Genomic DNA, 24,970 nt, shown 5'->3' on the forward strand with positions numbered 1-24,970 from the left:
CGGTCGCGCTCCAGGGCCTGCGCCAGCTCTACGTCCTCATCGACGGCCTGCTCGACCGACTCGTGTACCTGCACTACGGCCTCGCTGCGATCCTGGGCTTCATCGGCGTCAAGCTGGTGATCCACGCCCTGCACGAGAACGAGCTGGCGTTCATCAACGGCGGCGAGCACTGGGTCGTCCTCCCCGAGCCGACCATCGTCGTCTCGCTGGCCTGGATCGTCGCCGTGCTCGCGATCACGGTCGCGGCCAGCCTGGCGAAGAACCGCAAGGACATGCGGATCGCCGCGGCCGAGCAGGCCGTGACGAGTGCCGGCACCACGACCAAGCCGCACGTCATCCCGCCGGTCCCGGCCCCCGGGCAGGAGGACCGCTCCGAGGAGAGCACCGGCGCCTGAGCCGGAGCCCGCCGGGCGGTCCGGTCCGCCGGGACGCGTCGGACACGGACCCAGCGCGTCGTGTAGAACAGCCCCAGCAACAGTCGACCGGCACCGTCACCGCCCCCCCGGCCGCGGTGACACGGGAGGAACTCATGAGACCTGGCACCGGGGCGGCGGGCCACGTCGCCACGCCGGACCCACCCGCCGGCCGGGGCACCGAGACCATCCGCTCGCTGGAGCGCGGGCTCTCCGTCATCGGCGTCTTCGACGCGGCCCACCCCCGCCTCACGCTCAGCGAGGCGGCGGACCGCTCGGGGATGCCCCGGGCCGGCGCCCGCCGCGCGCTCAACACCCTGGTCGAGCTGGGGTACGCACGCCAGGTCGGGCGGGAGTTCTCCCTGCGGCCCACCCTCCTCCGGCTCGGCTTCGAGAGACTCGCCGACCTCACCCTCGCCGAGGTCATCCTGCCGCATCTCCAGGAGCTCTCGGAGCGCGTGGGGGAGACGGCCTCCGCCTCGGTGCTCGACGCCGGGCAGATCGTCTACGTCGCCCGCGTGGCGACCCGGAACATCATGCGCGTGCGCATCCGCACCGGCACACGGTTCCCCGCGGAGTCGACGTCGATGGGGCGGGTCCTCCTCGCCGCCCGGTCCGAGGACTGGCTCGACGGCTTCCTCGCGTCGGTCGACGTCACGCGCCGGTCCGCGTACACCACCACCGACGTCTCCCTCCTGCGGGACATCCTGCGCACCACCCGTGCGCAGGGCTACGCCCTGGTCGACCAGGAGCTCGAGGAGGGACTGCGCTCGCTCGCCGTGCCGGTGCACGACGGCGAGGGCACGGTCATCGCCGCGGTCAACGTCGCCACCACCGCGGTCGCCCGCAACCCCCAGGAGCTCCTGGACCGTGCGCTCCCCGAGCTGCGGCGCACCGCGGCGACGATCGACGCCGACCTGCGCCCGCTCGGCGCCCTCGAGGGCTGAGGGCGGTCGCGAGGGCGGCGGGCGAGTCGTTGCCCCGCGACCGCCGGGACTGGCACCATCGCACCCAGTAGTGTTCGTGCCTGCCAGGTGCTGTGCGGTCGGCGAACACGTAGTGCACTTGGCCCGCAGTGACCTCACCGGCAGGAGGCAGTGATGTTCGACGGCGGACTGTTCGGCCCGGCGCCGGCGGTGCCCGCGGCGCCCGGCCGGACGGGCGACGCCGCCGTGATCGCTGCCATGGTCCGCGCCGAGGTGGCGCTCCTGCACGCGCTCCAGTCGTGCGGCCTCGTGCCGGACGGCGCCGACGGCGGACCCGCCGGGGACCTCGAACGCGCCGCCGCGGGCCGCACGGTCGATCCCGCGGAACGGGGCGTGCGCGCCCGGGGCGCGGGCAACCCGGTGGTCCCGCTCGTGCAGGACCTGCTCGCGGCGGTGCCGGAGCGGGCCAGGCCCTGGGTGCACCTCGGCGCCACGAGCCAGGACATCGTCGACACCGCTCTCGTGCTCGTGGCCCGGGCGGCCGTGCGGGCGGCCGTGGCGCACCTGCGGCGCGCCCGGGCCGCCGCCGTCGCGCTCGCCCACGAGCACCGCACCACCGCGATGGTCGGCCGCACACTCGGCCAGGCGGCCGTGCCGACGACGTTCGGCCTCAAGGCCGCCGGCTGGGCCGTCGGGCTGGCAGCGGCGACCGACGAGCTCGAGCGCGTCGTGGACCGGCTCGCGGTCCAGCTCGCGGGCGCGGCCGGCACCCTGGCCGTCTACGGCGCCGCGGGCCCCCGGGTGCTCGACGCCTTCGCCCGTGAGCTCGACCTGCCGGCGCCGCGGGCGCCGTGGCACACCGAGCGCTCGTGGGTCCGTGAACTCGCGGCCGCTCTCGCCGCCGTCGCCGCCGCCGGCAAGGTCGCCACCGACGTCTCGCTGCTGGCGACCACGGAGGTGGGGGAGGTCGTCGAGGGCGGTGGCGCCGGGCACGGCGGGTCCTCAGCCATGCCGCACAAGCGCAACCCGGTCACGTCGGTGCTCGTCCGGGCGGCGGCGACCCGGACGCCCGGGCTGGTCGGCACCGTGCTCGCCGCGAACCTGCACGAGCACGAGCGGGCCACGGGCGCGTGGCACGCCGAGTGGCAGCCGCTGGTCGAGCTCATGATGCTCGCCGAGGGCGCCACCGAGCGGGTCGCGGATCTCCTCGACGGGCTCGACGTCCAGGTCGACCGGATGCGGACCAACCTCGACGCCGCTCGCCCCTTCGTCATGGCGGAGACCCTGGCCACCCGCCTCGCCGTCGACCTGGGCCGCGCCCGGGCGCAGGACGTCGTCCGTGTCGCGTTCGAGGAGAGCGTGGCCCGGCACGGGCCCCACCCCACGGACGACCAGCTCCGCACGGCGCTGGCCGAGGGCACCGGCCACCTGGGTGCGCCAGGGCCGGGGCCGGCCGACCTCGACCCGGCCGCGGCGCTCGGCGCGGTCGACGGCCTGATCGACCGCGCCCTCCCGGGCCTCGACTGATCCCCGACCACCCGACGAGAGGAACCGCCGTGCCGACCACCCCCTTCCTGCCCGCCCACGAGGTCAGCGGACCTGCCGACGCCCCCGTCGTCGTCCTGGGCTCCTCGCTCGGCACCGACCGCCACATGTGGGACGCCCAGGTCCGCCTCCTCGAGCGGCGCTACCGGGTGGTGCGCTACGAGCTGCGCGGGCACGGCGCCTCGGTGTCGCCGGCGACCACCGCCCCGGCGACGATCGCGGACCTCGGCGCGGACGTGCTGCGCCTCATGGACCATCTCGGTGTCGCCCGGGCCCACCAGGTCGGGCTCTCCATCGGTGGCATGGTCGCCCTGTGGCTCGCCGAGCAGCACCCGGCACGGGTCGGCCGCCTCGCGGTGGTGTGCGGCGCCCCCCACCTCCCCCCGGCGCAGAAGTGGCTCGACCGCGCGGCCACCGTGCGGACGCAGGGCATGGGGGCCATCTGGGAGGACGTCGTCGCCGGCTGGTTCACCCCGGACTTCACCGACTCCCGGACCAGGGAACGCATGCACGCCACCTTCCTCGCCGTCGACCCGGAGGGCTACGCCCAGTCCTGCGAGGCGATCGCCACGATGGACCTGCGCCCCGACCTCGCCCGGATCACCGCCCCCACGCTCGTGGTCGCCGGCGCCGCCGACCCCGCCACCCCGCCCGCCATGGGACAGGAGATCGCCGAGGCCCTGCGCGCCGCCGGCACCGAGGTCTCCTTCGCGGTCGTCGACGGCGCCGCCCACATCAGTGCCGTCGAGCGCCCCGCCACCGTGACCGGCCACGTCCTCGAGCACCTCGACGCCGACCGGCCCCGCCACGCCACCGGCATGGAGATCCGCCGCGAGGTGCTGGGCGAGGCACACGTCGAGCGTGCCCAGGAGGGCACGACGGCCCTGACGGCCGACTTCCAGGACTTCATCACCCGCTACGCCTGGGGCGACGTCTGGGCCCGGCCCGACCTGGACCGGCGCACCCGCAGTGCGATCACGCTCGCCGTGCTCATGACCCTCGGGCACGACGGGGAGTTCGCCATGCACGTGCGGGCGGCGCTGCGCAACGGCCTCACCGTCGACGAGATCCGCGAGGTGCTGCTGCACGTGGCGATCTACGCCGGCGTGCCGGTGGCCAACCACGCCTACGCGCTGGCGAACCAGGTCCTCGCCGAAGAAGGGCTGGTCTGAATGGCGGACACCGGGCCGCCCGAGGAGCTGCAGTCCCTCGCCCGCGGGCTCGCCGTCATCGACGCGCTCGCGCGGTCCACGGAATCGCTCACCCTCGCCCAGGTCGCGCAGGCGGCGGACCTCAACCGGGCGGTGGCCCGGCGGGTGCTCCGCACGCTGGCCGAGATGGGTTACGTGCACGCCCGCGGGCGCGAGTTCAGCCTGCGCCCGCGCGTCCTCGAGCTCGGTCAGGCCTACCGGGAGAGCCTGGGGCTGCCCGCGCTGGCGTTGCCGTACATGCGTGAGCTCGTCCGGGCGACCGGTCAGTCGTGCTCGTTGGCGGTGCTCGACGGCGCCGACGTCGTCTACGTCCAGCGGGTCGCCGGCACCCGGATCGTGGATGCCGTCATCCACGTGGGCACCCGCCTGCCCGCGCACGCCACGGCGATGGGGCGGGTGCTCCTCGCCGCCCTGGACCCGGCCACGCTCGCCGGGTTCCTCACGGGGGACCTGCCGGGGCTCACGGAGCGCACGATCACCGACCTCGACCGACTGCGGGCCGAGCTGGCGACGGTGCGCACCCAGGGCTACGCCCGCGTCGACGGCGAGTTCGAGCCGGCACTCACGTCCGTCGCCGCGCCCGTGCGCGACGGCGCGGGCCGGGTCGCGGCCGCGGTCAACCTGCCGCTGAGCACCTACACCCTGGTGGACGGCCGACTGCCCGAGGGGTACGTCCACCGCCTGCTCGCCACGGCGCGGCAGATCACGGACGCGGTGGTCGCCGACCGCGTCGACCTGGGCTGATCCGGCAACGACCCCCGGCATGAGCCGCAGCAGGGCGACGGCGCGACCGCGGCCCGGTGCGCCACCCCGGTCAGGCCTCCAGCACGACGGTGAGCCCCTGGCCCACGCCGATGCAGATCGCGGCCACGCCGACACCGCCGCCACGCGCCGTCAGGCGTGGGCGAGGTGCCCGACGATGCGCCCGCCGGAGGCACCGAGCGGGTGCCCGATGGCGATGGCGCCGCCGTCGACGTTCACCTTCTCGGGGTCCAGGTCCGGCCACAGCCGCAGGCAGGCGAGGGACTGCGACGCGAACGCCTCGTTGAGCTCCACGAGGTCGACGTCGTTCCACGTCTTGCCCGCCCGCCGCAGGGCGATGTTCGCGGCCTCGACCGGTCCGGTGCCGAAGGAGCGGGGAGGCGTTACCGGCGGTGACGGTGCCGGCGTCGTAGCGGCCCTCGTCCCACGCCCGGGCGGCGAGCTCGTGGCTGCGGAGGGCGAAGGCGTCCTGCTCCTGGCGCGAGATGCCGTACATGTCGGCGAGGATCTCGGCGCCCTCGCCGAGCGAGACGGTCCACTCCTTCGGCATCGCCGGGTTGACCAGGCGCCAGCTGATCGTCGTGGACACGAGGGTCTGGTCGCCCGCCGGGAACGGGCGCTCGGGCTTGAGGAGGACCAGCGGGGCCCGGGACATGGACTCCGTCCCACCGGCGAGGATGACATCGGCGTCGCCGGCCTCGATCGTGCGCGAGCCCTGGATGACGGCCTCCACCCCGGAGCCGCACAGGCGGTTGACCGTGACGCCGGGCACCAAGGTCGGCTCACCCGCGAGCAGGGCGGACATGCGGGCGACGTCGCGGTTCTCCTCGCCCGCACCGTTGGCGTTGCCGAAGATGACGTCGTCGATCGCGGCCGGGTCGAGGCCTGGGTTGCGCCCGAGGACCGCCTTGATGACGACGGCGCCGAGGTCGTCGGGGCGCACCCCGGCGAGCGACCTGCCGTAGCGGCCGAACGGGGTGCGGACGGCGTCGTGGATGAAGGCGGACATGTGTCTCCTCGGCCGACCGGGACGGTCGCGTCGATGAGCGCGAGGCCGGTGGCCGCGCGCAGGGTCTCGAGTGTGTCGTCGCCGAAGATCTCGGCGACCGTGACGCCGTCGGGCGTGATGTCGAAGACGGCGACGTCGGTGTCGACGCGGCTGACGCAGCCGATGCCGGTGAGCGGGTAGGTGCACGTCTCAACGAGCTTGGCCTCGCCGGAGCGGGTGCACAGCTCCATCATGACGATCGTCCGCTTGGCGCCGATGGCGAGGTCCATCGCGCCGCCCACGGCGGGGATCGCGTCGGGCCTGCCGGTGCGCCAGTTCGCGAGGTCGCCGGTGGTGGAGACCTGGAACGCGCCGAGGACGCACAGGTCGAGGTGGCCACCGCGCATCATCGCGAAGGACTCCGCGTGGTGGACGTACGAGGCGCCGGGGAGCTCGGTGACGGTTGGTGCGCGTCTCCTTGCCCTCGGCCAGGAGCGTGCCGTACCCGGTGGGGGTGAAGAAGGCGCCGATCCCGGCGCCTGCGGCCCGGATCCGCTCGGCGAGGTTGCCCTGGGGGACCACCTCGAGCCTGATCTCCCCGGCGAGGTACTTGGCGTCGAAGTGTCAGGAGTCCTGCTGGCGGGGGAAGGAGCAGATGATCTTCGCGGCGCGCCCGAGCCGGATGAGCTCGGTCAGGCCGACGTCGCCGTTGCCGGCGTTGTTGTTGATGACGGTCAGGCCGCCGGCACCCTGGGCGATGAGGGCGTCGATGAGCTCGACCGGCTGAGTGGCGGTGCCGAAGCCCCCGATCATGACCGTCGCCCCGTCCGGGATGCCCGCCACCGCCTCGGCGATGTCGTCGGTGATCTGCAGCATCGGCGCCGCCCCTCCGTTCGGTACGCGAACGGGTGGTCGCTATATGAACCACATGATCCTGAGTCGGGGTGCGCGGTGTCAAGAGGTTGATCGTGGGGGTCGGCATCTCGGTCCCATTGTTCGATGCTCGACCCGACGCCGCGCCCCGCCGGCGGCGTGGGCAACGAGGTCACCTACGACTTCATCCTCGACCCCGCCCGAGATTCGTGCTCGATCGGGCCGGTGCGTCAGGCGGTGCGCCGGGCCAGGCGCCTGGCCAGCACGGCGCAGACCACGAGCTGGAGCTGGTGGAAGAGGATGACCGGCACCGCCACGGTGGCTGCCGTGGCCACGGGGAACAGCACCGCGGCCATCGGCAGCCCCGTGGCCAGGGACTTCTTCGATCCGCACATCAGCAGCGCGATGCGGTCCGGCAGGTCCAGGCCCAGGGCCCGCCCGCCCCACCACGTCGCGGCGAGCATGAGCCCGAGCAGCAGCCCGCACAGCGCCAGCAGTGCGACGAGCATCTGCCAGCCGACCGAGTCCCACACGCCCGCCGCGGTGGCCGAGGCGGTCGCGCCGAGCACCACGAGCAGGATGGTGCCGCGATCCCCGATCATGGTCAGCCGGCGCCGGGCCCGAACCCAGGCACCCACGGTGGGCTGGAGGAGCTGGCCGAGCAGGAACGGCACCAGCAGCTGCAGGAGCACGTCCCGCAGCCCGCCGAGCCCCGACGCGCCCGAGCGGTCCATGAGCAGCAGCACGAGCAGCGGCGTCAGCACCATGCCGAGGACGTTGGACACCGTCGCCGCGCAGACCGCCCCGGCCACGTTGCCGCGGGCGATCGAGGTGAACGCGACCGAGGACTGCACCGTCGAGGGCAGCAGCGCCACGTACAGCAGGCCGGTGGCCAGTGCCGAGCCGATCAGCGACCCGGTCACGGTGTGCAGCGCGAGCCCGAGCAGCGGGAACAGCACGAACGTCGCGGCGAGGATCGAACCCTGCAGGCGCACGTTGCGCAGCCCCGCCAGCACCTCCCGGGTCGACAGGCGCATGCCGTAGAGGAGGAAGAGCAGCGTGACGGCGACGTCGCCCGCGACCCCGAGCACCTCGCGCACCTGCGACGTCGTCGGCACCACGAGCCCCACCCCGAGCGTGAGGACCAGCGCGAGGACGAACGGGTCGAAGGCGCGGACCGCCCGGCGCATCAGGCGAGCGGTCCGAGCACCGGGTTCCAGGCGCGGGCCGTGCGGCGCAGGACGAGGTGCGCGCGGTGGAACGGGTCCTCGTTCATGAGCGCCAGGACGGCGTCGTGGTCCGACCCGCGCACCAGCAGCAGCGCCCCGGGCGCGGCGGCGTCGGCCCACGGCCCGGACGCCACCAGCGTGCCGGCGTCCAGGAGCCCCTGGAGGAACTCGCGGTGCTTGGGGCGCAACGTGTCCAGGTCATGGGTGCGCTCGGAGTCGTAGACGTACTCGACGGCGAAGAGTGTCATGCCCGCCAGGGTAGCGAGCGCGGGGCTGGACCATGCGGACCTGGACTAACGGACGGCCGAACCGTGCCGCGCGAGCGGCGTCACCTTGATGCTCATGTACGGGTACAGCGGCAGGCCGGCGAGGATCTCGTGCAGGCGGTCGTGGCTCTCGACGTCGAAGACGGAGTAGTTCGCGTACTCGCCCACGATGCGCCAGAGGTGGACCCACTCGCCGCCACGCTGGAGCTCCTGGGCGTAGGCCTTCTCGCGCGCGATCGTCTCCTGAGCCACGGCGGTGGGGAGGGACTGGGGGATGTCGACGATCATGTGGACGTGGTAGAGCATCGTGTCTCCTGGGGCCGGGCTGGACATGGGACGCGCTGACCGGGTGCGCGGGACCGGCGATCACCAGCCGCGCGAGCGCCACCCGGCGAGGTGCGGGCGCTCGGCACCGAGCGTGGTGTCGTCACCGTGGCCAGGGTAGACCCGGGTGTCGTCGTCGAAACGGTCGAAGACCCGCGCCTGGAGGTCGTCCATGAGGGACGCGAAGTCCGCGGGCGACGTCGTCCGCCCGGGCCCGCCCGGGAACAGGGAGTCGCCGGTGAACAGGTGCACCCGCCCCGGCGCCGCGGCGTCGTCGCCCTCGCGCAGGACGAGCGCGACCGACCCCGGCGTGTGTCCGCGGAGCGCCACGACCTCGAGCGTGAGACTGCCCACCGCGATGGTGTCGCCGTGGTCGAGGAGTCGGTCCGCCGGGACCGGGAGCGCCCCCGCGTCGGCGCGGCCCACGAGGACGCTCGCCCCGGTGGCTGCCACGATGTCCGGCAGCGCCCGGTGGTGGTCGGGGTGCCGGTGCGTGGTCACGACGGCGCCGAGCCGGCCCGTGCCCGCCGCGACGAGCGCACGGAGCCGGGCGGCGTCGTCGGCGGCGTCGACGAGGAGCTGCTCGCCGTCACCGGCGGTGATCAGGTAGGCGTTGTTGTCCTCCGTCGAGACCGAGGCCTTGCGCACGGTGACGGCACCGAGGTGGTGCTCGGCCGCGGGGCCGCCGGGGGTGACGTGGGCGAGGTCAGGGGCCGTCATGGGGCTCCGGCGTGCTCGTCGGGTGGGGGACACCCAGGTGCGGGGCGGCCCGCCGGGCGACGGCGAGCGAGTGGGCCGCCCGGACCAGCGTGAGGTGCGAGAAGGCCTGCGGGAAGTTGCCCGTGAACGTCCGGCTCACGGGGTCGTACTCCTCGGCGAGCAGACCGACGTCGTTGGTCACCGCGCACAGCTCCGTCATGTACTTCCCGGCGGTCTCGACGTAGCCGGTGCGGGCGAGGGCATCGACGAGCCAGAAGCAGCAGGCGAGGAACGGGTGCTCCGCGCCCGGCAGCCCGTCGACCCCGGTGCTGGTGAGGTACCGGCGCACCCAGGGGCCGTCGGCCAGCTCGGCACGCACCCGGGCGACGGTGCCGAGCAGGCGCGGGTCGTCGGGCGGCAGGAAGCCGACCTGGACGAGCTGGAGGAGCGAGGCGTCGGTGTGTTTCGCGCCGTAGTACTGCACGAAGGAGCCCAACTCCTCGTCGTAGGCGTGGGTGAGGATGTCCGTGCGGATCTCCTCGCGGACGGCGGCCCACCGCTCGGCGGGTCCGTCGAGCCCCTCGGTCTCGACGGCGCGGACCGCGCAGTCGAGCGCTGCCCAGCACATGACCTTGGAATGGGTGAAGTGGCGCAGCGGCCCGCGCACCTCCCAGATGCCGTGGTCGGGTGTGCGCCACGTGCCGATCATGTTCTCCACGAGGTGGCGTTGCAGGCTCCACGAGCTGGGGGTCTCGGCCAGGCCCTCGCGGCGGGCGAGGTCGAGCGCGAGCATGACCTCGCCGAGGACGTCGTTCTGGTGCTGGTCGACGGCGGCGTTGCCGATGCGCACCGGGGCGGCGCCGCCGTAGCCGGGGAGGTGGTCGAGGATCCGCTCCGGGAGCTCGCGGGCGCCGTCGAGCCGGTACATGATCTGGAGCTGGTCCGGCTCGCCGGCTGCGGCGCGCAGCAGCCACTGCCGCCAGCCCTCGGCCTCGCCCCGGTACCCGACCTCCAGGAGTGCCTCCAGCGTCAGCGCCGCGTCGCGCAGCCACGAGAACCGGTAGTCCCAGTTGCGCGAACCGCCGGGCTCCTCGGGCAGCGACGTCGTGGCGGCCGCGGCGATCCCGCCCATGGGGTCCTGGGTGAGCAGCCGCAGCGCCAGGAGCGAGCGCAGCACGTGGTCGCGATACTCGCCGTCGTACGTGCTCGCCCCCGCCCAGTCCGCCCAGAGGATCTCCGTGCGGGCGAAGGCCTCGTCGGCGTCGACCGGCGCCGGGACGGGCTCCCAGGACGGGGACCAGGTCAGGGTGAGGCAGACGCGCTCACCCGGAGCGACGGTGAACCGGTCGGCGTGGCGGCCGTCCGCCGCCCGGGGGAGCCGGTCGCCGTGCAGCGTGAGGGAGTCCGGGCCGGCGACGGCGCGGATCACCTCGGTCCCGTCGGGATCGGTGTCACGGTGGATCCAGGGTCGGTGCTTGCCGTAGCCGAACCGCACCACCCACTCGTGCACGAAGGTCACGGTGCCGGTGAGGCCCTCGACACGACGGACGAGGTCCGAGCGTCGGTCGGCGAGCGGCATGGCCTCCACCACTCGCGCGGTGCCGGTGGGGGTCGTGTACGTGGTCTCCAGCACGAAGCTGTCCCCGAGGTAGCGGCGGGACACCTCGACGCGCTCGTCGGTGCCGGCGCGCGCGGCGTCGTCGGGCTCCTCGTCGGCGACGGCGGTCAGCAGCCACCGGCCGTGCTCCGGGGTGCCGAGCAGGGCCGCGAAGCAGGCGGGGGAGTCGAGCCGGGGCAGGCACAGCCAGTCCACCGAGCCGTGCCGGGACACGAGCGCGACGGAGCGGGTGTCCCCGAGGGCGGCGTAGTCCTCGATCGGGGTGGTGGTCGGCGTGGGAGGGGGCGGCATCCGGTGCAGTCTCTCACCCCGGCGCTGTCCCGGCGAGGGCTGGTGCCGCGCCGGGGGCCGGCGGCGCGCCCCGTGCCCCGGGCCCCGCGACGTAGGGACATCGAACAGATGTGCGTACGCACGGTCCGCGTGCCTATTATCGTCGGGTGAGCGACCAGCTTCTTGTGCGCGGTGCGCGCGAGCACAACCTCCGCAACGTCAGCATCGACCTCCCGCGCGACAAGCTCATCGTCTTCACCGGCCTGTCCGGCTCGGGCAAGTCCTCGCTGGCGTTCGACACGATCTTCGCCGAGGGGCAGCGCCGCTACGTGGAGTCGCTGAGCTCCTATGCCCGCCAGTTCCTCGGCCAGATGGACAAGCCGGCCGTGGACTTCATCGAGGGGCTCTCCCCGGCGGTCTCGATCGACCAGAAGTCGACGAACCGGAACCCACGTTCCACGGTGGGCACGGTCACCGAGGTCTACGACTACCTCCGGTTGCTGTACGCCCGCGCGGGCACCCAGTTCTGCCCGGTGTGCGGGGAGCGGGTCACCGCACAGACACCCCAGCAGATCGTCGACCGGCTCCGCGAGCTCCCCGAGGGCACGCGCTTCCAGCTCCTCGCGCCCATGATCCGTGGCCGCAAGGGCGAGTACCTCGAGCTGTTCCGCGACCTGCAGTCCCAGGGTTTCGCCCGGGCCAGGGTCGACGGCCAGGTGGTCCCGCTCGCCGAGCCGCCGACGCTGGAGAAGAAGGTCAAGCACGACATCGACGTCGTCGTGGACCGGCTCGTCATCCGGGAGAACGTGCGCCAGCGGCTCACCGACTCCGTGGAGACCGCGCTGCGCCTCGCCGACGGGCTCGTCGTCGTCGAGCTGGTCGACCTGCCCGCGGACGACCCGGAGCGGGAGCGACGCTACTCCGAGAAGCGGGCCTGCCCCAACGACCACCCGCTCACCCTGGAGGAGATCGAGCCGCGCACGTTCTCCTTCAACGCCCCGTACGGCGCCTGCCCGGACTGCACCGGCATCGGGTCCCGGCTCGAGGTCGACCCGGAGCTGATCGTCCCGGACGACGAGCTCACGCTCGCCGACGGAGCCATCGCGCCCTGGGCGTCGCAGTCGGAGTACTTCCTGCGCCAGCTCCGCGCGCTCGCCGAACAGCTCGACTTCTCCGTCGACGTGCCGTGGCGCGCCCTGCCCGAGCGGGCCAAGGACGCCGTCCTGCACGGCAACGACTACGAGGTCAAGGTCCGCTACCGCAACCGCTGGGGCCGGGAACGCGCCTACACCACCGGCTTCGAGGGTGCCATCTCCTTCCTCAAGCGCAAGCACGCCGAGACGGAGTCGGAATGGTCCCGCGAGCGGTACGAGGGCTACATGCGGGAGATCCCGTGCCCGACGTGCAACGGCGCCCGGCTCAAGCCCGAGGTGCTCGCGGTGCGCGTGGGCGACCTCAACATCGCCGAGCTGTGCGACCTGTCGATCGACGAGGCGAAGGCGTACCTCGGCTCCCTCACGCTCGGGGTGCGCGAGAGCGCGATCGCCTCGCACGTGCTCAAGGAGATCCACGCCCGGCTCGGCTTCCTCCTCGACGTCGGCCTGACCTACCTCAGCCTCTCCCGGGGGGCTGCCACCCTCTCCGGCGGCGAGGCCCAGCGCATCCGGTTGGCCACCCAGATCGGGTCCGGGCTCGTCGGCGTGCTGTACGTGCTCGACGAGCCCAGCATCGGCCTGCACCAGCGGGACAACCGCCGGCTCGTCGAGACGCTGACCCGGCTGCGGGACCTGGGGAACACGCTCATCGTCGTCGAGCACGACGAGGACACCATCCGCGCCGCGGACTGGATCGTCGACATCGGCCCGGGGGCCGGCGAGCACGGCGGGCGGATCGTCCATTCCGGTGACCTCGCCGGCCTGCTCACCGCCGAGGAGTCCGTGACGGGGGCGTACCTGGCGGGGCGCCGCCGGATCCCGATGCCGGTCACGCGCCGCAAGATCGACAAGAAGCGCCAGCTCACGGTGGTCGGCGCCCGGGAGAACAACCTCCAGGACGTCACCGTGTCCTTCCCGCTCGGCTGCTTCGTCGCGGTGACGGGCGTCTCCGGCTCGGGCAAGTCCACCCTGGTGAACTCGATCCTGTACCAGGTGCTCGCGAACGAGCTGAACCACGCCCGCCAGGTCCCGGGCCGCCACAAGCGCGTCACCGGCCTGGCGGACCTCGACAAGGTCGTGCACGTGGACCAGTCGCCGATCGGGCGGACCCCGCGCTCCAACCCCGCCACGTACACCGGCGTGTGGGACAACATCCGCAAGCTCTTCGCGGAGACCACGGAGTCGAAGGTGCGCGGGTACGGGCCCGGCCGGTTCTCCTTCAACGTCAAGGGCGGCCGGTGCGAGGCCTGCAAGGGCGACGGCACCCTCAAGATCGAGATGAACTTCCTGCCGGACGTCTACGTCCCCTGCGAGGTCTGCGGCGGGGCCCGGTACAACCGCGAGACCCTCGAGGTGCACTTCAAGGGCAGGACGGTCGCCGAGGTGCTGCGCATGCCCATCGAGGAGGCGGTCGAGTTCTTCGGACCCGTCCGGCGCATCACCCGCTACCTCCAGACGCTCGTCGACGTCGGGCTCGGCTACGTGCGCCTGGGCCAGCCCGCGCCAACGCTCTCCGGCGGCGAGGCGCAGCGCGTCAAGCTCGCCGCAGAGCTGCAGCGGCGGTCCTTCGGCCGCACCGTGTACGTGCTGGACGAGCCGACGACGGGTCTGCACTTCGAGGACATCCGCAAGCTCCTCGGGGTGCTCCAGGGGCTCGTCGACAAGGGCAACACCGTCATCGTCATCGAGCACAACCTCGACGTCATCAAGAACGCCGACTGGGTGATCGACATGGGGCCCGAGGGCGGTTCCGGGGGTGGCACGGTCGTGGCCACCGGCACGCCGGAGCAGGTGGCGCAGGTCGAGGCCTCCTACACGGGCCGTTTCCTTGCCGGCGTGCTCGAGCGCAGTCGCCAGACGCTCGTCGCACTGTGACGAGCTGCCCACGAGCCACGCAGTGACGCCTCGCCCGGTGCCGAACTGCCCGCTCGGCCGGCCGGTCGGTCCGCTCACGCGAGGCGGGGCCGACGTTTCCGGCTGAGGCAACCCGAAGGGATCGACGGTGCGCATGGCCGAGGGCTATCCGGACGCCCTGCCCGGCGGGACGTCCGCCGCGGAGGCGATGGCGGCCGCGTGCTCGGAGACGACCTTCGGGCGGACCCCGGCCCCGCCCGGACGGGGCGGCAGCGCGGAGCGACGGACCGGGCGTCCCTCGAAGGGATCGCCCGACCGGTCGGCCGATCGTCAGTGGGTGTGCAGCGCGACGGCGGCCGGCTCCACCCGCACCGGGAACCCGAGCGAGCGGGCGAGGTGGTTGTGCTCGCGGGCCTCGTGGTGCAGGCGGGCGGCGATCTCGTCGCTGACCCCCGGCTCGCCGTAGGTCACCCGCGGGCGCAGGACGACGTCGGTGAACGGACCGGAACCGGCGGCCTCGACCCGCAGGGTGCCCAGCGCCTTGTCCGAGTAGCTGAGCACGACGACGTCGTGCCGGGCTGCGGTGCGCAGGAACCAGAGCATCTGGGCCTGGGAGATGGACCCGACGAAGAGCTCCTCCGCGCGGTAGCGGCTCACGTCGGTGCGGACCTTGAGGTCCGAGGTGGCGAGCAGCGTCGGCTTACCCTCCACCCGGATCTCGTGGTCGCGCGAGTAGCCGGTGTAGGACGAGGTGCCGCGCTCGTCCGCGCCGGTCCAGTCGACGGTGACGTTGTACGTCTGCAGTGCTCCCATGCGCCAACGCTAGCCGGGCGAGCGCCCAGCGGCGAGCCCGTCGCCCCCGTGACTGACGTAGCCTCGATCGCATGGCTGATCCGTCCACGTACCGCCCGCGCCCGGGGGAGGTGCCCGACCAGCCCGGCGTCTACCGCTTCCGCGACCCCCACGGCCGCGTCATCTATGTCGGCAAGGCCAAGAGCCTGCGGAGCCGGCTGGCGAACTACTTCCAGGATCTCCCGGCGCTGCACCCGCGCACCCGGCAGATGGTCACCACCGCGTCCTCCGTGGAGTGGACGGTGGTGGGTACCGAGGTCGAGTCCCTCGCCCTCGAGTACGCCTGGATCAAGGAGTTCGACCCCCGCTTCAACGTCAAGTACCGCGACGACAAGTCCTACCCGTACCTCGCCGTGACGCTCGGGGAGGAGGTGCCCCGCGTACAGGTGATGCGCGGCGCCAAGCGCAAGGGCACCCGGTACTTCGGCCCCTACACCCATGCCTGGGCGATCCGCGAGACGGTCGACCTGCTGCTGCGCGTGTTCCCGGTGCGCACCTGCTCCGCCGGGGTGTACCGGCGCGCCCAGGCCGCCGGTCGCCCCTGCCTGCTCGGTTACATCGACAAGTGCGCCGCGCCGTGCGTCGGCCGTATCTCGGTCGAGGACCACCACGAGCTCGCCGAGGAGTTCTGCCGGTTCCTGGAGGGCGAGACCGGACCGCACCTGCGCCGCCTCGAGGCCGAGATGCGCGAGGCCGCCGCGGCGGAGGACTACGAGCGGGCCGCCCGTCGCCGCGACGACGTCGCCGCCCTGCGCAAGGTCGTGGAGAAGAACGCTGTCGTGCTCTCCGACGGTACCGACGCCGACATCTTCGCTCTGGCGGCCGACGAGCTCGAGGCCAGCTTCCAGGTGTTCCACGTGCGCGGTGGGCGCATCCGCGGTCAGCGCGGGTGGATCGTCGACCGGGTCGACGAGCTCGACGACGCGGAGCTCGTCGAGCACCTCCTCCAGCAGGTCTACGGCGAGAGCGAGCGCAGCCCCGTCGCTCCCAAGGACGACCACTCCGTCGGCAAGGCCCGTCCCCGCGTGGGCGACGGCGAGGCAGCCTCCGTCGACGACGTCCCGCACACCCCGACGACCGCGTTGCCGCGTGAGGTGCTCGTACCCGTGCTGCCGCCCGACGCCGCCGGCATGACCGCCTGGCTCAGCCGGCTGCGCGGCTCGAGGGTGACCCTCCGGGTGCCGCAACGCGGCGACAAGAAGGCCCTCGCCGAGACGGTCCGCGCCAACGCCGCCCAGGCGCTGGCGCTGCACAAGACACGCCGGGTCGGCGACCTCACCTCCCGGTCGCGCTCGCTGACGGAGCTGCAGGAGGCGCTCGGCCTCGCCGACCCGCCGTTGCGCATCGAGGGCTACGACATCTCGCACACGCAGGGCACCCACCAGGTGGGCTCCATGGTGGTGTTCGAGGACGGCTTGCCGAAGAAGTCCGACTACCGACACTTCGTCGTCCGCGGCGAGAACGGCGAGGGGGCCCGCGACGACACCGCGGCCATGGACGAGGTGCTGCGGCGCCGCTTCCGCCGCCTGGTCGCCGAGCGGGAGGCCGAGCAGGAGACCGAGGGGGTCGACGCTCCCGCCGGCGCCCCCGGCGTCGTCACCTCCGGCGCCGACCCGGTCGCGGGTGCCCCCGGGGTGGACCCGGTCGCGGGTGCCCACGACCTCGACCCGGTCGCCGCCGCACTGGAGGACCGTGACCCCGACACGGTCGGGCCCGACCTCGACCTGCTCGACGACGACGGCGTGCCCCTGCGGACCGGGCCCGTCGACCCTCGCACCGGTCGCGCCCGGAAGTTCGCCTACCCGCCCAACCTCGTCGTCGTCGACGGCGGCCTGCCGCAGGTGGCGGCCGCCCAGCGGGTGCTGGCGGACCTCGGGATCGAGGACGTCGCCCTGATCGGGCTGGCCAAGCGGCTAGAGGAGGTCTGGCTGCCGGGGGAGGAGTTCCCCGTCGTGCTGCCCCGCACCAGCCCCGCCCTGTACCTGCTGCAGCACCTGCGGGACGAGTCGCACCGGTTCGCCATCACGCACCACCGCGCCCGTCGGGCGAAGGCGATGACCCGTTCGGTCCTCGATGACGTCCCCGGCCTGGGTCCGGCCCGGCAGGCCGCGCTCCTCAAGGCGTTCGGCTCGGTGCGGAACATCCGCTCGGCCACGGTCGAGCAGGTGGCCGCCGTACGCGGCATCGGCCCGCGCACCGCGGTGACCATCCTCGAGCGTCTCGGCGGCGACGTGGCATCCTGAGGGGCATGGACACCGAGCGCCCGGACGAGAGCCGCCCGCCCACGGTCCCGGAGGGGATACCGCTCCTCGACGCCGAAGCCCGGCTGCCCGCCGCGGACCCACCCGAGCTGCTCATCATCACCGGCATGTCCGGCGCGGGGCGCTCCCGCGCCGCCGCCGCCCTCGAGGACCTCGACTGGTACGTGGTGGACAACCTTCCGCCACGCATGCTGGGCCCGCTGGCCCGGATGATGACGCCCACCGGCGGCGGCGTGCACCGGCTCGCCGTGGTCGTGGACGTGCGCAGCCGGGAGTTCTTCGCCGAGCTCGTCGCCGTCCTCGACGCGCTGCGGATGCAGGGCGTCGACTACCGCATCGTGTTCCTCGACGCCTCCGACGACGAGCTGGTGCGGCGCTACGAGTCCGTGCGCCGGCCCCACCCGCTGCAGGACGACGGCCGGCTGCTGGACGGCATCGGCACCGAGCGCGAGCTCCTGGTGAACCTGCGTCGCCGCGCCGACGTCCTCATCGACACCACCACACTGTCCGTGCACGACCTCGCCCGCAAGGTGCGCGAGGTGGTCGCCGGAGAGTCCGAGCGGCCGCTGCGGCTCAGTGTCGTCTCGTTCGGGTTCAAGTACGGTCTTCCGCTGGACGCCGACCACGTGGTCGACGTGCGGTTCCTGCGGAACCCGTACTGGGTCACCGAACTGCGCCACCTCACCGGGCACGACCCGCAGGTGCGCGAGTACGTGCTCGGGCAGGACGGCGCCGAAGGGTTCGCCGACCGCTACGTCGACGCCATCGCCCCCGTGCTCGACGGCTACATCAACGAACTCAAGCCGTTCGTGACCATCGCCGTGGGCTGCACCGGTGGCAAGCACCGGTCGGTGGCCATGGCCGAGGCGATCGCGGAGCGGCTGCGCGCCCGCGGCCAGTCGGTGCGGGCTCTGCACCGCGACCTGGGTCGGGAGTAGGCGCTCGTGCCCGTCGTCCCACCCCTCCCGCCCGAGCGGGCCGCCGAGGCGATACCCGCACCGTCGCCCGGCCACGTCGCGGGTCCCCCCGACCTCGGCGACATGCCCGGCGCCCCGGGGACGGGCGCCATGCCCGGTGCCCCGGGGCACGGCGAGCCCGTGCCCGGTGGCCCTGGGACAGGGGCCCGCGGCCCCGCCGTCGTGGCTCTCGGGGGCGGGCACGGGCTCGCCGCCACGCTGGCGGCCCTGCGGCACATCTCCCAGAACCTCACCGCCGTCGTCACGGTGGCCGACGACGGCGGCTCCTCCGGCCGGCTGCGTGACGAGCTCGGGGTGCTGCCACCGGGCGACCTGCGCATGGCTCTGTCCGCGCTGTGCGACGACGGCGAATGGGGCCTGACATGGCGCGACGTGCTCCAGCACCGCTTCACGTCCGCCGGCCCGCTGAACAACCACGCGGTCGGCAACCTCCTCATCGTGGCGTTGTGGGAGCTGCTCGGCGACGAGGTCGCCGGCCTCGACTGGGTCGGCCGCCTGCTGGGCGTGCGTGGCCGGGTGCTGCCGATGGCCGCCGTGCCGCTGAAGATCGAGGCCGACGTGCGCACGGTAGACGGCGTCACCCGTGTCCGAGGGCAGGCCCAGGTGGCCCTCAGCCGTGGCCGGGTGGAGCACGTCCGGCTGCTGCCCGCGGACCCGCCCGCGCGCCCCGAGGCCGTCGTCGCCGTCCGTGCCGCCGACTGGGTGGTCCTCGGCCCGGGCTCCTGGTACTCCTCCGTGATCCCGCACCTGCTGGTGCCGGAGCTGGCGGCCGCACTGCACGAGACCGCCGCCCGGCGCGCCCTGACCCTCAACCTCTCGGCCCAGCCGGGGGAGACGACGGGCATGAGCGCGGCGGACCACGTGCGCAGCCTCCACGAGCACGCGCCGGACCTGCGGCTGGACGTCGTCATCGCCGACCCGGGCGCGGTGGAGGACCTCGACGACCTCGCCGACGCCGTCGATCGCTTCGGCGCCCGGCTCCTGCTGCGGCAGCTCGGGGTCGGCGACGGCACACCCCGGCACGACCGGCTCCGGCTGGCGGCCGCCTACCGCGACGCGTTCGAGGACGTCCTGGGCGATGTCGGCGGCAACCCGGCGGTGGGCACGCGGCGATGAGTGCGAAGATGGCCTCCATGTCACTGACCTTCGCCGTGAAGGACGAACTGGCCCGACTGCGCGTGGACAAGGTGTCGGCGCGCAAGGCCGAGGTCGCCGCGACCCTGCGCTTCGCCGGCGGCCTGCACATCATCTCGGGCCGCATCGTGGTCGAGGCCGAGCTCGATGCCGGGGTGGCCGCACGTCGGCTCCGCCAGACCATCAAGGACGTGTACGGCCACCACAGCGACATCGTCGTCATCTCCAGCGGCGGCCTGCGGCGCGGCAACCGGTACGTGGTCCGGGTGGTCCGGGACGGCGAGTCGCTCGCCCGCCAGACCGGCCTGCTCGACGCCCGCGGCCGCCCGGTGCGAGGCCTGCCCCCGCAGGTCGTCTCGGCAGGCGTCGCCGAGGCCACCGCCGCGTGGCGCGGCGCGTTCCTCGCACACGGCTCGCTGACGGAGCCGGGCCGCTCGAGCTCGATGGAGATCACCTGCCCCGGCCCGGAGGCCGCGCTCGCCCTGGTCGGTGCGGCCCGCCGGATGGACGTCGCGGCGAAGGCCCGCGAGGTGCGCGGCGTGGACCGCGTCGTCATCCGCGACGGCGACGACATCGCCGCGATGCTGACCCGCATGGGCGCGCACGACGCCGTCCTGGTGTGGGAGGAACGCCGCATGCGCCGGGAGGTGCGCGGCACCGCCAACCGGCTCGCGAACTTCGACGACGCCAACCTGCGCCGGTCCGCTCGGGCCGCGGTCGCCGCCGGTGCGCGTGTCGAGCGCGCGTTCGAGATCCTCGGCGACGACGTGCCCGAGCACCTGCAGCAGGCCGGCCGCCTGCGCCTGGAGCACAAGCAGGCCAGCCTCGAGGAGCTCGGCCAGCTCTCCGCCCCGCCACTGACGAAGGACGCCGTCGCCGGCCGGATCCGCCGGCTGCTCGCCATGGCGGACAAGCGGGCGCACGAGCAGGGCATCCCGGACACCGAGGCCACGCTCACCCCGGACATGCTCGATCTCTGAGTCGCTCCGCTCCGCCCCCACCCGCCCCGCCCCCACCCGCCCCGCCACCAGCCGGTCCGACCCACCCCGGCCCCGGCCCACCCAGCCCCACCCGACCCGACCCACCCCGGCCTCGGCCCCGGCCGACCCACCCGACCCCGGCCACCCCACCCCACCCGACCCCCACCCGGCTCCCGCTCCGCCCCCGCCCCGGCTCCCGCCGCTGCTTGTGGTGAGCTTTTGCTGGCGTATGACCATCGAATCCTCACCACAGCGAGCAGCGCCCGTGCGGGGCGCTACGCACGCGCCCCGCAGGAGGGAGGTGACCGCGCAGCGGACCCTGTGAGAGGCCTCACAAGGGCGCTTCGGACGTAGGTCCTCGCGTTATTTTGCCCGGCATTGGGTAAACTTTGTGGTGCTGGAAAGGGATACCCCCGATCGGTTTCACCGGGGTCCCGCCCCCACCAGGAGCACCCGTATCGGTGCTGACGAATCCGGACCATGCGTGCGCCGAGCGGCGCACTCCAGGAGGACATAGTGACTATCCGCGTCGGTATCAACGGCTTCGGCCGCATCGGCCGCAACTTCACCCGCGCCGTGCTCGCCTCGGGCGCTGACATCCAGATCGTCGGTGTCAACGACCTGACCGACAACAAGACGCTCGCGCACCTGCTGAAGTACGACTCCGTGTTCGGCGTCCTCAAGGAGGCCGTGTCCTACACCGAGGACAGCATCACCGTCGGTGGCCAGACCTTCAAGGCGCTCGAGGAGAAGGACCCCGCCAACCTGCCCTGGGGCGAGCTCGGCGCGGACATCGTCATCGAGTCCACCGGCCGCTTCGTGGACGCGACCAAGGCCAAGGCGCACATCGACGCCGGTGCCAAGAAGGTCATCATCTCCGCGCCCGGCAAGAACGAGGACGCCACGTTCGTCATGGGTGTGAACCACACCGACTACGACCCGGCGAACCACCACATCATCTCCAACGCCTCCTGCACCACCAACTGCCTCGCCCCGATGGCGAAGGTGCTGGACGAGGAGTTCGGCATCGTGCGTGGCCTGATGACCACGATCCACGCCTACACCGCCGACCAGAACCTGCAGGACGGCCCGCACAAGGACCTGCGCCGGGCCCGCGCCGCAGCGCTCAGCATCATCCCGACCTCGACCGGTGCGGCCAAGGCCGTCTCCCTCGTGCTCCCGCAGCTCAAGGGCAAGCTGGACGGGTTCGCCCTGCGCGTGCCGGTCCCCACGGGCTCGGCGACCGACCTCACCTTCACCGCCGGCCGCGAGGTGACGGTCGAGGAGGTCAACGCCGCGATGAAGAAGGCCTCGGAGTCCGAGGCGCTCAAGGGCATCCTCGAGTACACCGAGGACCCGATCGTCTCCGCCGACATCGTCGGCAACCCGCACACCTCGATCTTCGACTCCGGCCTGACCAAGGTGATCGGCGACCAGGTCAAGGTCGTCTCCTGGTACGACAACGAGTACGGCTACAGCAGCTCGCTGGTGTCGCTGGCCTCGTACGTGGGCGAGCGGCTCTGAACCCCGGCTCGTAGCAAGCAGTGACGGACGTCCGCGTGCGCAGCCACGGCTCGCCCACGCGGACCTCCGCACGTCCGGGCCCGTTCAGCCCGGCCGCACCGACGCCGATGCAAGGAGCAAGCACGTGAAGACCATCGAGGACCTGGGGGACCTGCGCGGCAAGCGCATTCTCGTCCGTTCCGACTTCAACGTCCCGCTGGACGGGACGACCATCACCGACGACGGCCGCATCCGCGCGGCCCTGCCGACGCTGACCGCCCTGGTCGACGCCGGTGCGAGGGTCATCGTGACCGCGCACCTCGGGCGCCCCAAGGGCACACCCGACGCCAAGTACTCCCTCGCCCCGGTGGCCGCCCGCCTGGGCGAGCTCCTCGGCAAGGCCGTGACCCTCGCGGCGGACACCGTCGGCGAGTCCGCGCGGTCCGTCGTCGCCGGCCTGGCCGACGGCGAGGTCGCCCTGCTCGAGAACATCCGCTTCGACGCCCGCGAGACCTCCAAGGACGACGCCGAGCGCGCCTCGCTCGCCGCCGACCTCGCCACCCTCGCGGACGCCTACGTCTCCGACGGCTTCGGCGTCGTCCACCGCAAGCAGGCCTCCGTCTACGACGTCGCCCAGCTGCTGCCCCACGCTGCCGGCAAGCTCGTCTTCAAGGAGATCGACTCCCTGAGCAAGGCGACCCAGGACCCCGACCGTCCCTACGTCGTCGTCCTCGGCGGCTCCAAGGTCTCCGACAAGCTCGGCGTCATCGCGAACCTCATCGGCAAGGCCGACCGCCTCCTCATCGGCGGCGGCATGGTGTTCACGTTCCTGGCCGCCAAGGGCCACGGCGTCGGCACGTCCCTGCTGGAGGAGGACCAGATCGACACGGTCAGGGGCTACCTCGACCAGGCTGCGGCGAAGGGCGTCGAGATCGTCCTGCCCACCGACATCGTCGTGGCTCCCGAGTTCAAGGCGGACGCGCCGGCCACCACCGTGGCCGCCGACGCCATCCCGGCGGACCAGATGGGCCTGGACATCGGCCCCGAGTCCGGGAAGCTTTTCGCCTCGAAGATCGCCGACGCGAAGACGATCGTCTGGAACGGGCCGATGGGCGTGTTCGAGTTCGACGCGTTCGCAGCCGGGACCCGCGCCGTCGCCCAGGCGATGTCCGACGCCGCGGGCTTCACCATCGTCGGCGGCGGCGACTCCGCCGCGGCGGTGCGCACGCTCGGCTTCGACGAGTCGACCTTCTCCCACATCTCCACCGGCGGCGGCGCGTCCCTGGAGTACCTCGAGGGCAAGACCCTCCCCGGCATCGACGTCCTGGAGGACTGAATGAGCACCGCACGTACCCCGCTGATGGCGGGCAACTGGAAGATGAACCTCGACCACCACGAGGCGATCGCCCTGGTCCAGAAGCTCGCCTGGACGCTCAAGGACGCCAAGCACGACTACGCGGCCGTCGAGGTCGTCGTCGTGCCGCCGTTCACCGACATCCGCTCGGTGCAGACCGTGGTCGACGGCGACAAGCTCGACGTCCGCTACGGCGCGCAGGACGTCTCTGCGCATGCCGCCGGTGCCTACACCGGCGAGATCTCGGCAACGATGCTCGCCAAGCTCGGCGTGAGTTTCGCCGTCGTCGGGCACTCCGAGCGGCGTCAGTACCACGGGGAGGACGACGCGCTCGTCGGTGCCAAGGCCCTGGCCGCGCTCGGGTCCGGGATCACGCCGATCATCTGCGTCGGTGAGGGGCTGGACGTGCGCAAGGCCGGCGATCAGGTGGCCTACACCCTCGCGCAGGTCGACGGTGCTTACGCCGGTCTCGGTGCCGAGCAGGCCGCCAAGACGGTGGTCGCGTACGAGCCCGTATGGGCCATCGGCACCGGTGAGGTCGCCACGCCCGAGGACGCGCAGGAGGTGTGCGGGGCGATCCGTGGCCGCCTCGCCGAGCTGTACTCCGCCGACGTCGCCGACGCCGTGCGGGTCCTGTACGGTGGCTCGGTGAAATCCGCCAACGTCGCTTCCATCATGGTCAAGGAGGATGTCGACGGCGCCCTCGTCGGTGGCGCGAGCATGAAGGCCGAGGAGTTCGCGGCCATCGTGCGTTACCAGGAGCACCAGACCGGCCTGTGAGCCGCATGCTCCCGTCCGGCCATCGCGCCCGGGCGGGAGCCGCATGCTCCCGTCCGGCCCATCGCGCCCGGGCGGGAGCCGCGTGCCGGGGCGGGTTCTCCGACCGGCGGGAGGTTCGCGACGACGCGCCGCGGGTGCCGGTGGCCTGGGGGTGGCACGCCCACCGTGCGGGATCACGCCGAGCCGACGAAACGATCCCGTATCCTTGACGCGGCGCCCGGTGCGCCACGGTCACGACGACGATTGGACGATCCCTTGGGCGTACTGCAGATCATCCTGCAGGTGGTGCTGGTACTCACCAGCATCTTCCTGATCATGACGATCCTCATGCACAAGGGCAAGGGCGGTGGTCTGTCGGACATGTTCGGCGGCGGCATGGCGGCCTCGGTCGGTTCCTCCGGCGTCGCCGAGCGCAACCTGAACCGCATCACCATCAGCATCGCGCTGGTGTGGGTGACCACGATCGTGCTCATCGGGCTGATCCAGAAGTTCGAGCTGTAGGGAGTCTGACGTGGCAGGTGGAAGTGCGATCCGCGGCTCGCGCGTCGGTGCCGGACCGATGGGGGAGGCCGAACGGGGCGAAGCCGCGCCGCGCGAGTGGGTCTCGTACTGGTGCTCCCAGGGGCACGAGGTCCGCCCGAGCTTCGCCAAGGAGCCGGACATCGTGATCCCGGCGACGTGGGCCTGCCCGCGCTGCGGCATGCCCGCCGGGCAGGACCGGGACGACCCGCCCCAGCCGCCCAAGAACGAGCCGTACAAGACCCACCTCGCCTACGTGAAGGAACGCCGCTCCGAGGAGGACGGCGCCGCCCTCCTCGACGAGGCGCTGTCCGCCCTGCGCGAGCGCCGCGGCGGCTGACCTCGGGCGCGGGCGTCGGCTCAATCGAAGCCGATGCTCCGCAGTCCCTGGGTCAGCACGGCGCCGTAGGTGGTGTCCGGGTCGAGGCGCCGCAGCTCCTCCATGAGGCTGTTCTCGATCTCCCGCTGCGGGAGGTTG

General features: G+C 73.0%; 20 protein-coding genes and 4 pseudogenes. 15 read left to right on the plus strand and 9 right to left on the minus strand.

Translation table 11 applies throughout. The features are described 5' to 3' along the window. From ACYC1Z_RS06045 to ACYC1Z_RS06065, 5 genes and pseudogenes are all read left to right on the plus strand, one after another. Positions 1-395: pseudogene (locus ACYC1Z_RS06045) on the plus strand (TerC family protein); the annotation flags it as partial. Between the two features lie 134 nt (positions 396-529). Next, entirely contained in the window at positions 530-1,360 is an 831-nt protein-coding gene (locus ACYC1Z_RS06050; RefSeq protein WP_461408633.1) for an IclR family transcriptional regulator domain-containing protein, read from the plus strand. A gap of 153 nt (positions 1,361-1,513) precedes the next feature. Then, on the plus strand, positions 1,514-2,866 hold the full coding sequence (locus tag ACYC1Z_RS06055; protein ID WP_461408634.1) for a lyase family protein: 1,353 nt from the start codon (positions 1,514-1,516) through the stop codon (positions 2,864-2,866). A gap of 29 nt (positions 2,867-2,895) precedes the next feature. Then, the gene (gene pcaDC / locus ACYC1Z_RS06060; protein WP_461408635.1) at positions 2,896-4,056 is read left to right on the plus strand and encodes a bifunctional 3-oxoadipate enol-lactonase/4-carboxymuconolactone decarboxylase PcaDC; all 1,161 of its coding nucleotides are present in this window, start codon (positions 2,896-2,898) and stop codon (positions 4,054-4,056) included. Continuing rightward, positions 4,057-4,839, plus strand: a complete 783-nt coding sequence (locus ACYC1Z_RS06065) for an IclR family transcriptional regulator domain-containing protein (protein WP_461408636.1) — start codon at positions 4,057-4,059, stop codon at positions 4,837-4,839. A gap of 70 nt (positions 4,840-4,909) precedes the next feature. Here the strand turns inward: ACYC1Z_RS06065 and ACYC1Z_RS06070 are convergent. The 8 genes and pseudogenes from ACYC1Z_RS06070 to ACYC1Z_RS06105 all read right to left on the minus strand — a co-directional run bounded on the left by ACYC1Z_RS06070 (position 4,910) and on the right by ACYC1Z_RS06105 (position 11,145). Then, positions 4,910-5,866 (minus strand): annotated as a pseudogene (locus ACYC1Z_RS06070) (thiolase family protein). A gap of 35 nt (positions 5,867-5,901) precedes the next feature. Further along, positions 5,902-6,306, minus strand: a pseudogene (locus ACYC1Z_RS06075) (CoA-transferase); the annotation flags it as partial. 7 nt (positions 6,307-6,313) lie between these two features. Continuing rightward, positions 6,314-6,721: pseudogene (locus ACYC1Z_RS06080) on the minus strand (3-oxoacid CoA-transferase subunit A); the annotation flags it as partial. Between the two features lie 227 nt (positions 6,722-6,948). Beyond that, positions 6,949-7,908: a bile acid:sodium symporter family protein gene (locus ACYC1Z_RS06085; protein ID WP_461408637.1), complete on the minus strand. Its 960-nt coding sequence runs from the start codon at positions 7,906-7,908 to the stop codon at positions 6,949-6,951. Further along, positions 7,908-8,195 (minus strand): YciI family protein, encoded by a 288-nt coding sequence (locus ACYC1Z_RS06090; protein WP_461408638.1) that lies wholly within the window; start codon positions 8,193-8,195, stop codon positions 7,908-7,910. The genes ACYC1Z_RS06085 and ACYC1Z_RS06090 overlap by 1 nt, the downstream gene beginning before the upstream one ends. 45 nt (positions 8,196-8,240) lie before the next feature. Further along, on the minus strand, positions 8,241-8,519 hold the full coding sequence (gene catC / locus ACYC1Z_RS06095) for a muconolactone Delta-isomerase (RefSeq protein WP_461408639.1): 279 nt from the start codon (positions 8,517-8,519) through the stop codon (positions 8,241-8,243). 60 nt (positions 8,520-8,579) lie between these two features. Continuing rightward, positions 8,580-9,257, minus strand: a complete 678-nt coding sequence (locus tag ACYC1Z_RS06100; protein WP_461408640.1) for an MBL fold metallo-hydrolase — start codon at positions 9,255-9,257, stop codon at positions 8,580-8,582. Then, on the minus strand, positions 9,244-11,145 hold the full coding sequence (locus ACYC1Z_RS06105; RefSeq protein WP_461408641.1) for a glycoside hydrolase family 15 protein: 1,902 nt from the start codon (positions 11,143-11,145) through the stop codon (positions 9,244-9,246). Before ACYC1Z_RS06105 ends, ACYC1Z_RS06100 begins: the two co-directional genes overlap by 14 nt. 146 nt (positions 11,146-11,291) lie before the next feature. Here ACYC1Z_RS06105 and uvrA point away from each other — a divergent pair, with 146 nt between their 5' ends. Beyond that, positions 11,292-14,153, plus strand: coding sequence for an excinuclease ABC subunit UvrA (gene uvrA, locus ACYC1Z_RS06110; RefSeq protein WP_461408642.1), 2,862 nt, complete (start codon positions 11,292-11,294; stop codon positions 14,151-14,153). A 309-nt stretch (positions 14,154-14,462) separates the two neighbouring features. Here uvrA and ACYC1Z_RS06115 read toward each other — a convergent pair whose 3' ends face one another. Next, complete coding sequence (locus tag ACYC1Z_RS06115; RefSeq protein ID WP_461408643.1) at positions 14,463-14,945, minus strand: OsmC family protein; 483 nt, start codon at positions 14,943-14,945, stop codon at positions 14,463-14,465. A 71-nt stretch (positions 14,946-15,016) separates the two neighbouring features. On the opposite strand from ACYC1Z_RS06115, the gene uvrC reads away from it, so the two are divergent. From uvrC to ACYC1Z_RS06160, 9 genes are all read left to right on the plus strand, one after another. Next, the gene (gene uvrC / locus ACYC1Z_RS06120) at positions 15,017-17,227 is read left to right on the plus strand and encodes an excinuclease ABC subunit UvrC (protein WP_461408644.1); all 2,211 of its coding nucleotides are present in this window, start codon (positions 15,017-15,019) and stop codon (positions 17,225-17,227) included. Between the two features lie 5 nt (positions 17,228-17,232). Next, positions 17,233-18,183 (plus strand): RNase adapter RapZ, encoded by a 951-nt coding sequence (rapZ, locus tag ACYC1Z_RS06125; RefSeq protein WP_461408645.1) that lies wholly within the window; start codon positions 17,233-17,235, stop codon positions 18,181-18,183. A 129-nt stretch (positions 18,184-18,312) separates the two neighbouring features. Further along, on the plus strand, positions 18,313-19,338 hold the full coding sequence (locus tag ACYC1Z_RS06130; RefSeq protein ID WP_461408651.1) for a gluconeogenesis factor YvcK family protein: 1,026 nt from the start codon (positions 18,313-18,315) through the stop codon (positions 19,336-19,338). Between the two features lie 17 nt (positions 19,339-19,355). Next, the gene (gene whiA, locus ACYC1Z_RS06135; protein WP_461408652.1) at positions 19,356-20,336 is read left to right on the plus strand and encodes a DNA-binding protein WhiA; all 981 of its coding nucleotides are present in this window, start codon (positions 19,356-19,358) and stop codon (positions 20,334-20,336) included. 516 nt (positions 20,337-20,852) lie between these two features. Then, positions 20,853-21,860, plus strand: a complete 1,008-nt coding sequence (gene gap / locus ACYC1Z_RS06140) for a type I glyceraldehyde-3-phosphate dehydrogenase (RefSeq protein WP_461408646.1) — start codon at positions 20,853-20,855, stop codon at positions 21,858-21,860. A gap of 124 nt (positions 21,861-21,984) precedes the next feature. After that, on the plus strand, positions 21,985-23,175 hold the full coding sequence (locus ACYC1Z_RS06145; RefSeq protein ID WP_461408647.1) for a phosphoglycerate kinase: 1,191 nt from the start codon (positions 21,985-21,987) through the stop codon (positions 23,173-23,175). Beyond that, on the plus strand, positions 23,176-23,973 hold the full coding sequence (tpiA, locus tag ACYC1Z_RS06150) for a triose-phosphate isomerase (protein ID WP_461408648.1): 798 nt from the start codon (positions 23,176-23,178) through the stop codon (positions 23,971-23,973). Between the two features lie 255 nt (positions 23,974-24,228). Beyond that, a complete protein-coding gene (gene secG, locus ACYC1Z_RS06155; RefSeq protein ID WP_461408649.1) occupies positions 24,229-24,474 on the plus strand; it encodes a preprotein translocase subunit SecG in 246 nt (81 codons plus the stop codon). Positions 24,475-24,484: 10 nt separating this feature from the next. Next, the gene (locus ACYC1Z_RS06160; protein WP_461408650.1) at positions 24,485-24,832 is read left to right on the plus strand and encodes an RNA polymerase-binding protein RbpA; all 348 of its coding nucleotides are present in this window, start codon (positions 24,485-24,487) and stop codon (positions 24,830-24,832) included. Positions 24,833-24,970 lie beyond the last annotated feature (138 nt).

The organism is Georgenia sp., from assembly GCF_054605595.1.

Coding starts and splice junctions, on each gene's coding strand:
- whiA (WP_461408652.1), top strand. CDS start 19,356: ATGTCACTGACCTTCGCCGTGAAGGACGAACTGGCCCGACTGCGCGTG.
- ACYC1Z_RS06085 (WP_461408637.1), bottom strand. CDS start 7,908: ATGCGCCGGGCGGTCCGCGCCTTCGACCCGTTCGTCCTCGCGCTGGTC.
- ACYC1Z_RS06055 (WP_461408634.1), top strand. CDS start 1,514: ATGTTCGACGGCGGACTGTTCGGCCCGGCGCCGGCGGTGCCCGCGGCG.
- uvrC (WP_461408644.1), top strand. CDS start 15,017: ATGGCTGATCCGTCCACGTACCGCCCGCGCCCGGGGGAGGTGCCCGAC.
- ACYC1Z_RS06115 (WP_461408643.1), bottom strand. CDS start 14,945: ATGGGAGCACTGCAGACGTACAACGTCACCGTCGACTGGACCGGCGCG.
- ACYC1Z_RS06100 (WP_461408640.1), bottom strand. CDS start 9,257: ATGACGGCCCCTGACCTCGCCCACGTCACCCCCGGCGGCCCCGCGGCC.
- ACYC1Z_RS06050 (WP_461408633.1), top strand. CDS start 530: ATGAGACCTGGCACCGGGGCGGCGGGCCACGTCGCCACGCCGGACCCA.
- catC (WP_461408639.1), bottom strand. CDS start 8,519: ATGCTCTACCACGTCCACATGATCGTCGACATCCCCCAGTCCCTCCCC.
- ACYC1Z_RS06065 (WP_461408636.1), top strand. CDS start 4,057: ATGGCGGACACCGGGCCGCCCGAGGAGCTGCAGTCCCTCGCCCGCGGG.
- ACYC1Z_RS06105 (WP_461408641.1), bottom strand. CDS start 11,145: ATGCCGCCCCCTCCCACGCCGACCACCACCCCGATCGAGGACTACGCC.
- tpiA (WP_461408648.1), top strand. CDS start 23,176: ATGAGCACCGCACGTACCCCGCTGATGGCGGGCAACTGGAAGATGAAC.
- ACYC1Z_RS06090 (WP_461408638.1), bottom strand. CDS start 8,195: ATGACACTCTTCGCCGTCGAGTACGTCTACGACTCCGAGCGCACCCAT.
- ACYC1Z_RS06130 (WP_461408651.1), top strand. CDS start 18,313: ATGCCCGGTGCCCCGGGGCACGGCGAGCCCGTGCCCGGTGGCCCTGGG.
- rapZ (WP_461408645.1), top strand. CDS start 17,233: ATGGACACCGAGCGCCCGGACGAGAGCCGCCCGCCCACGGTCCCGGAG.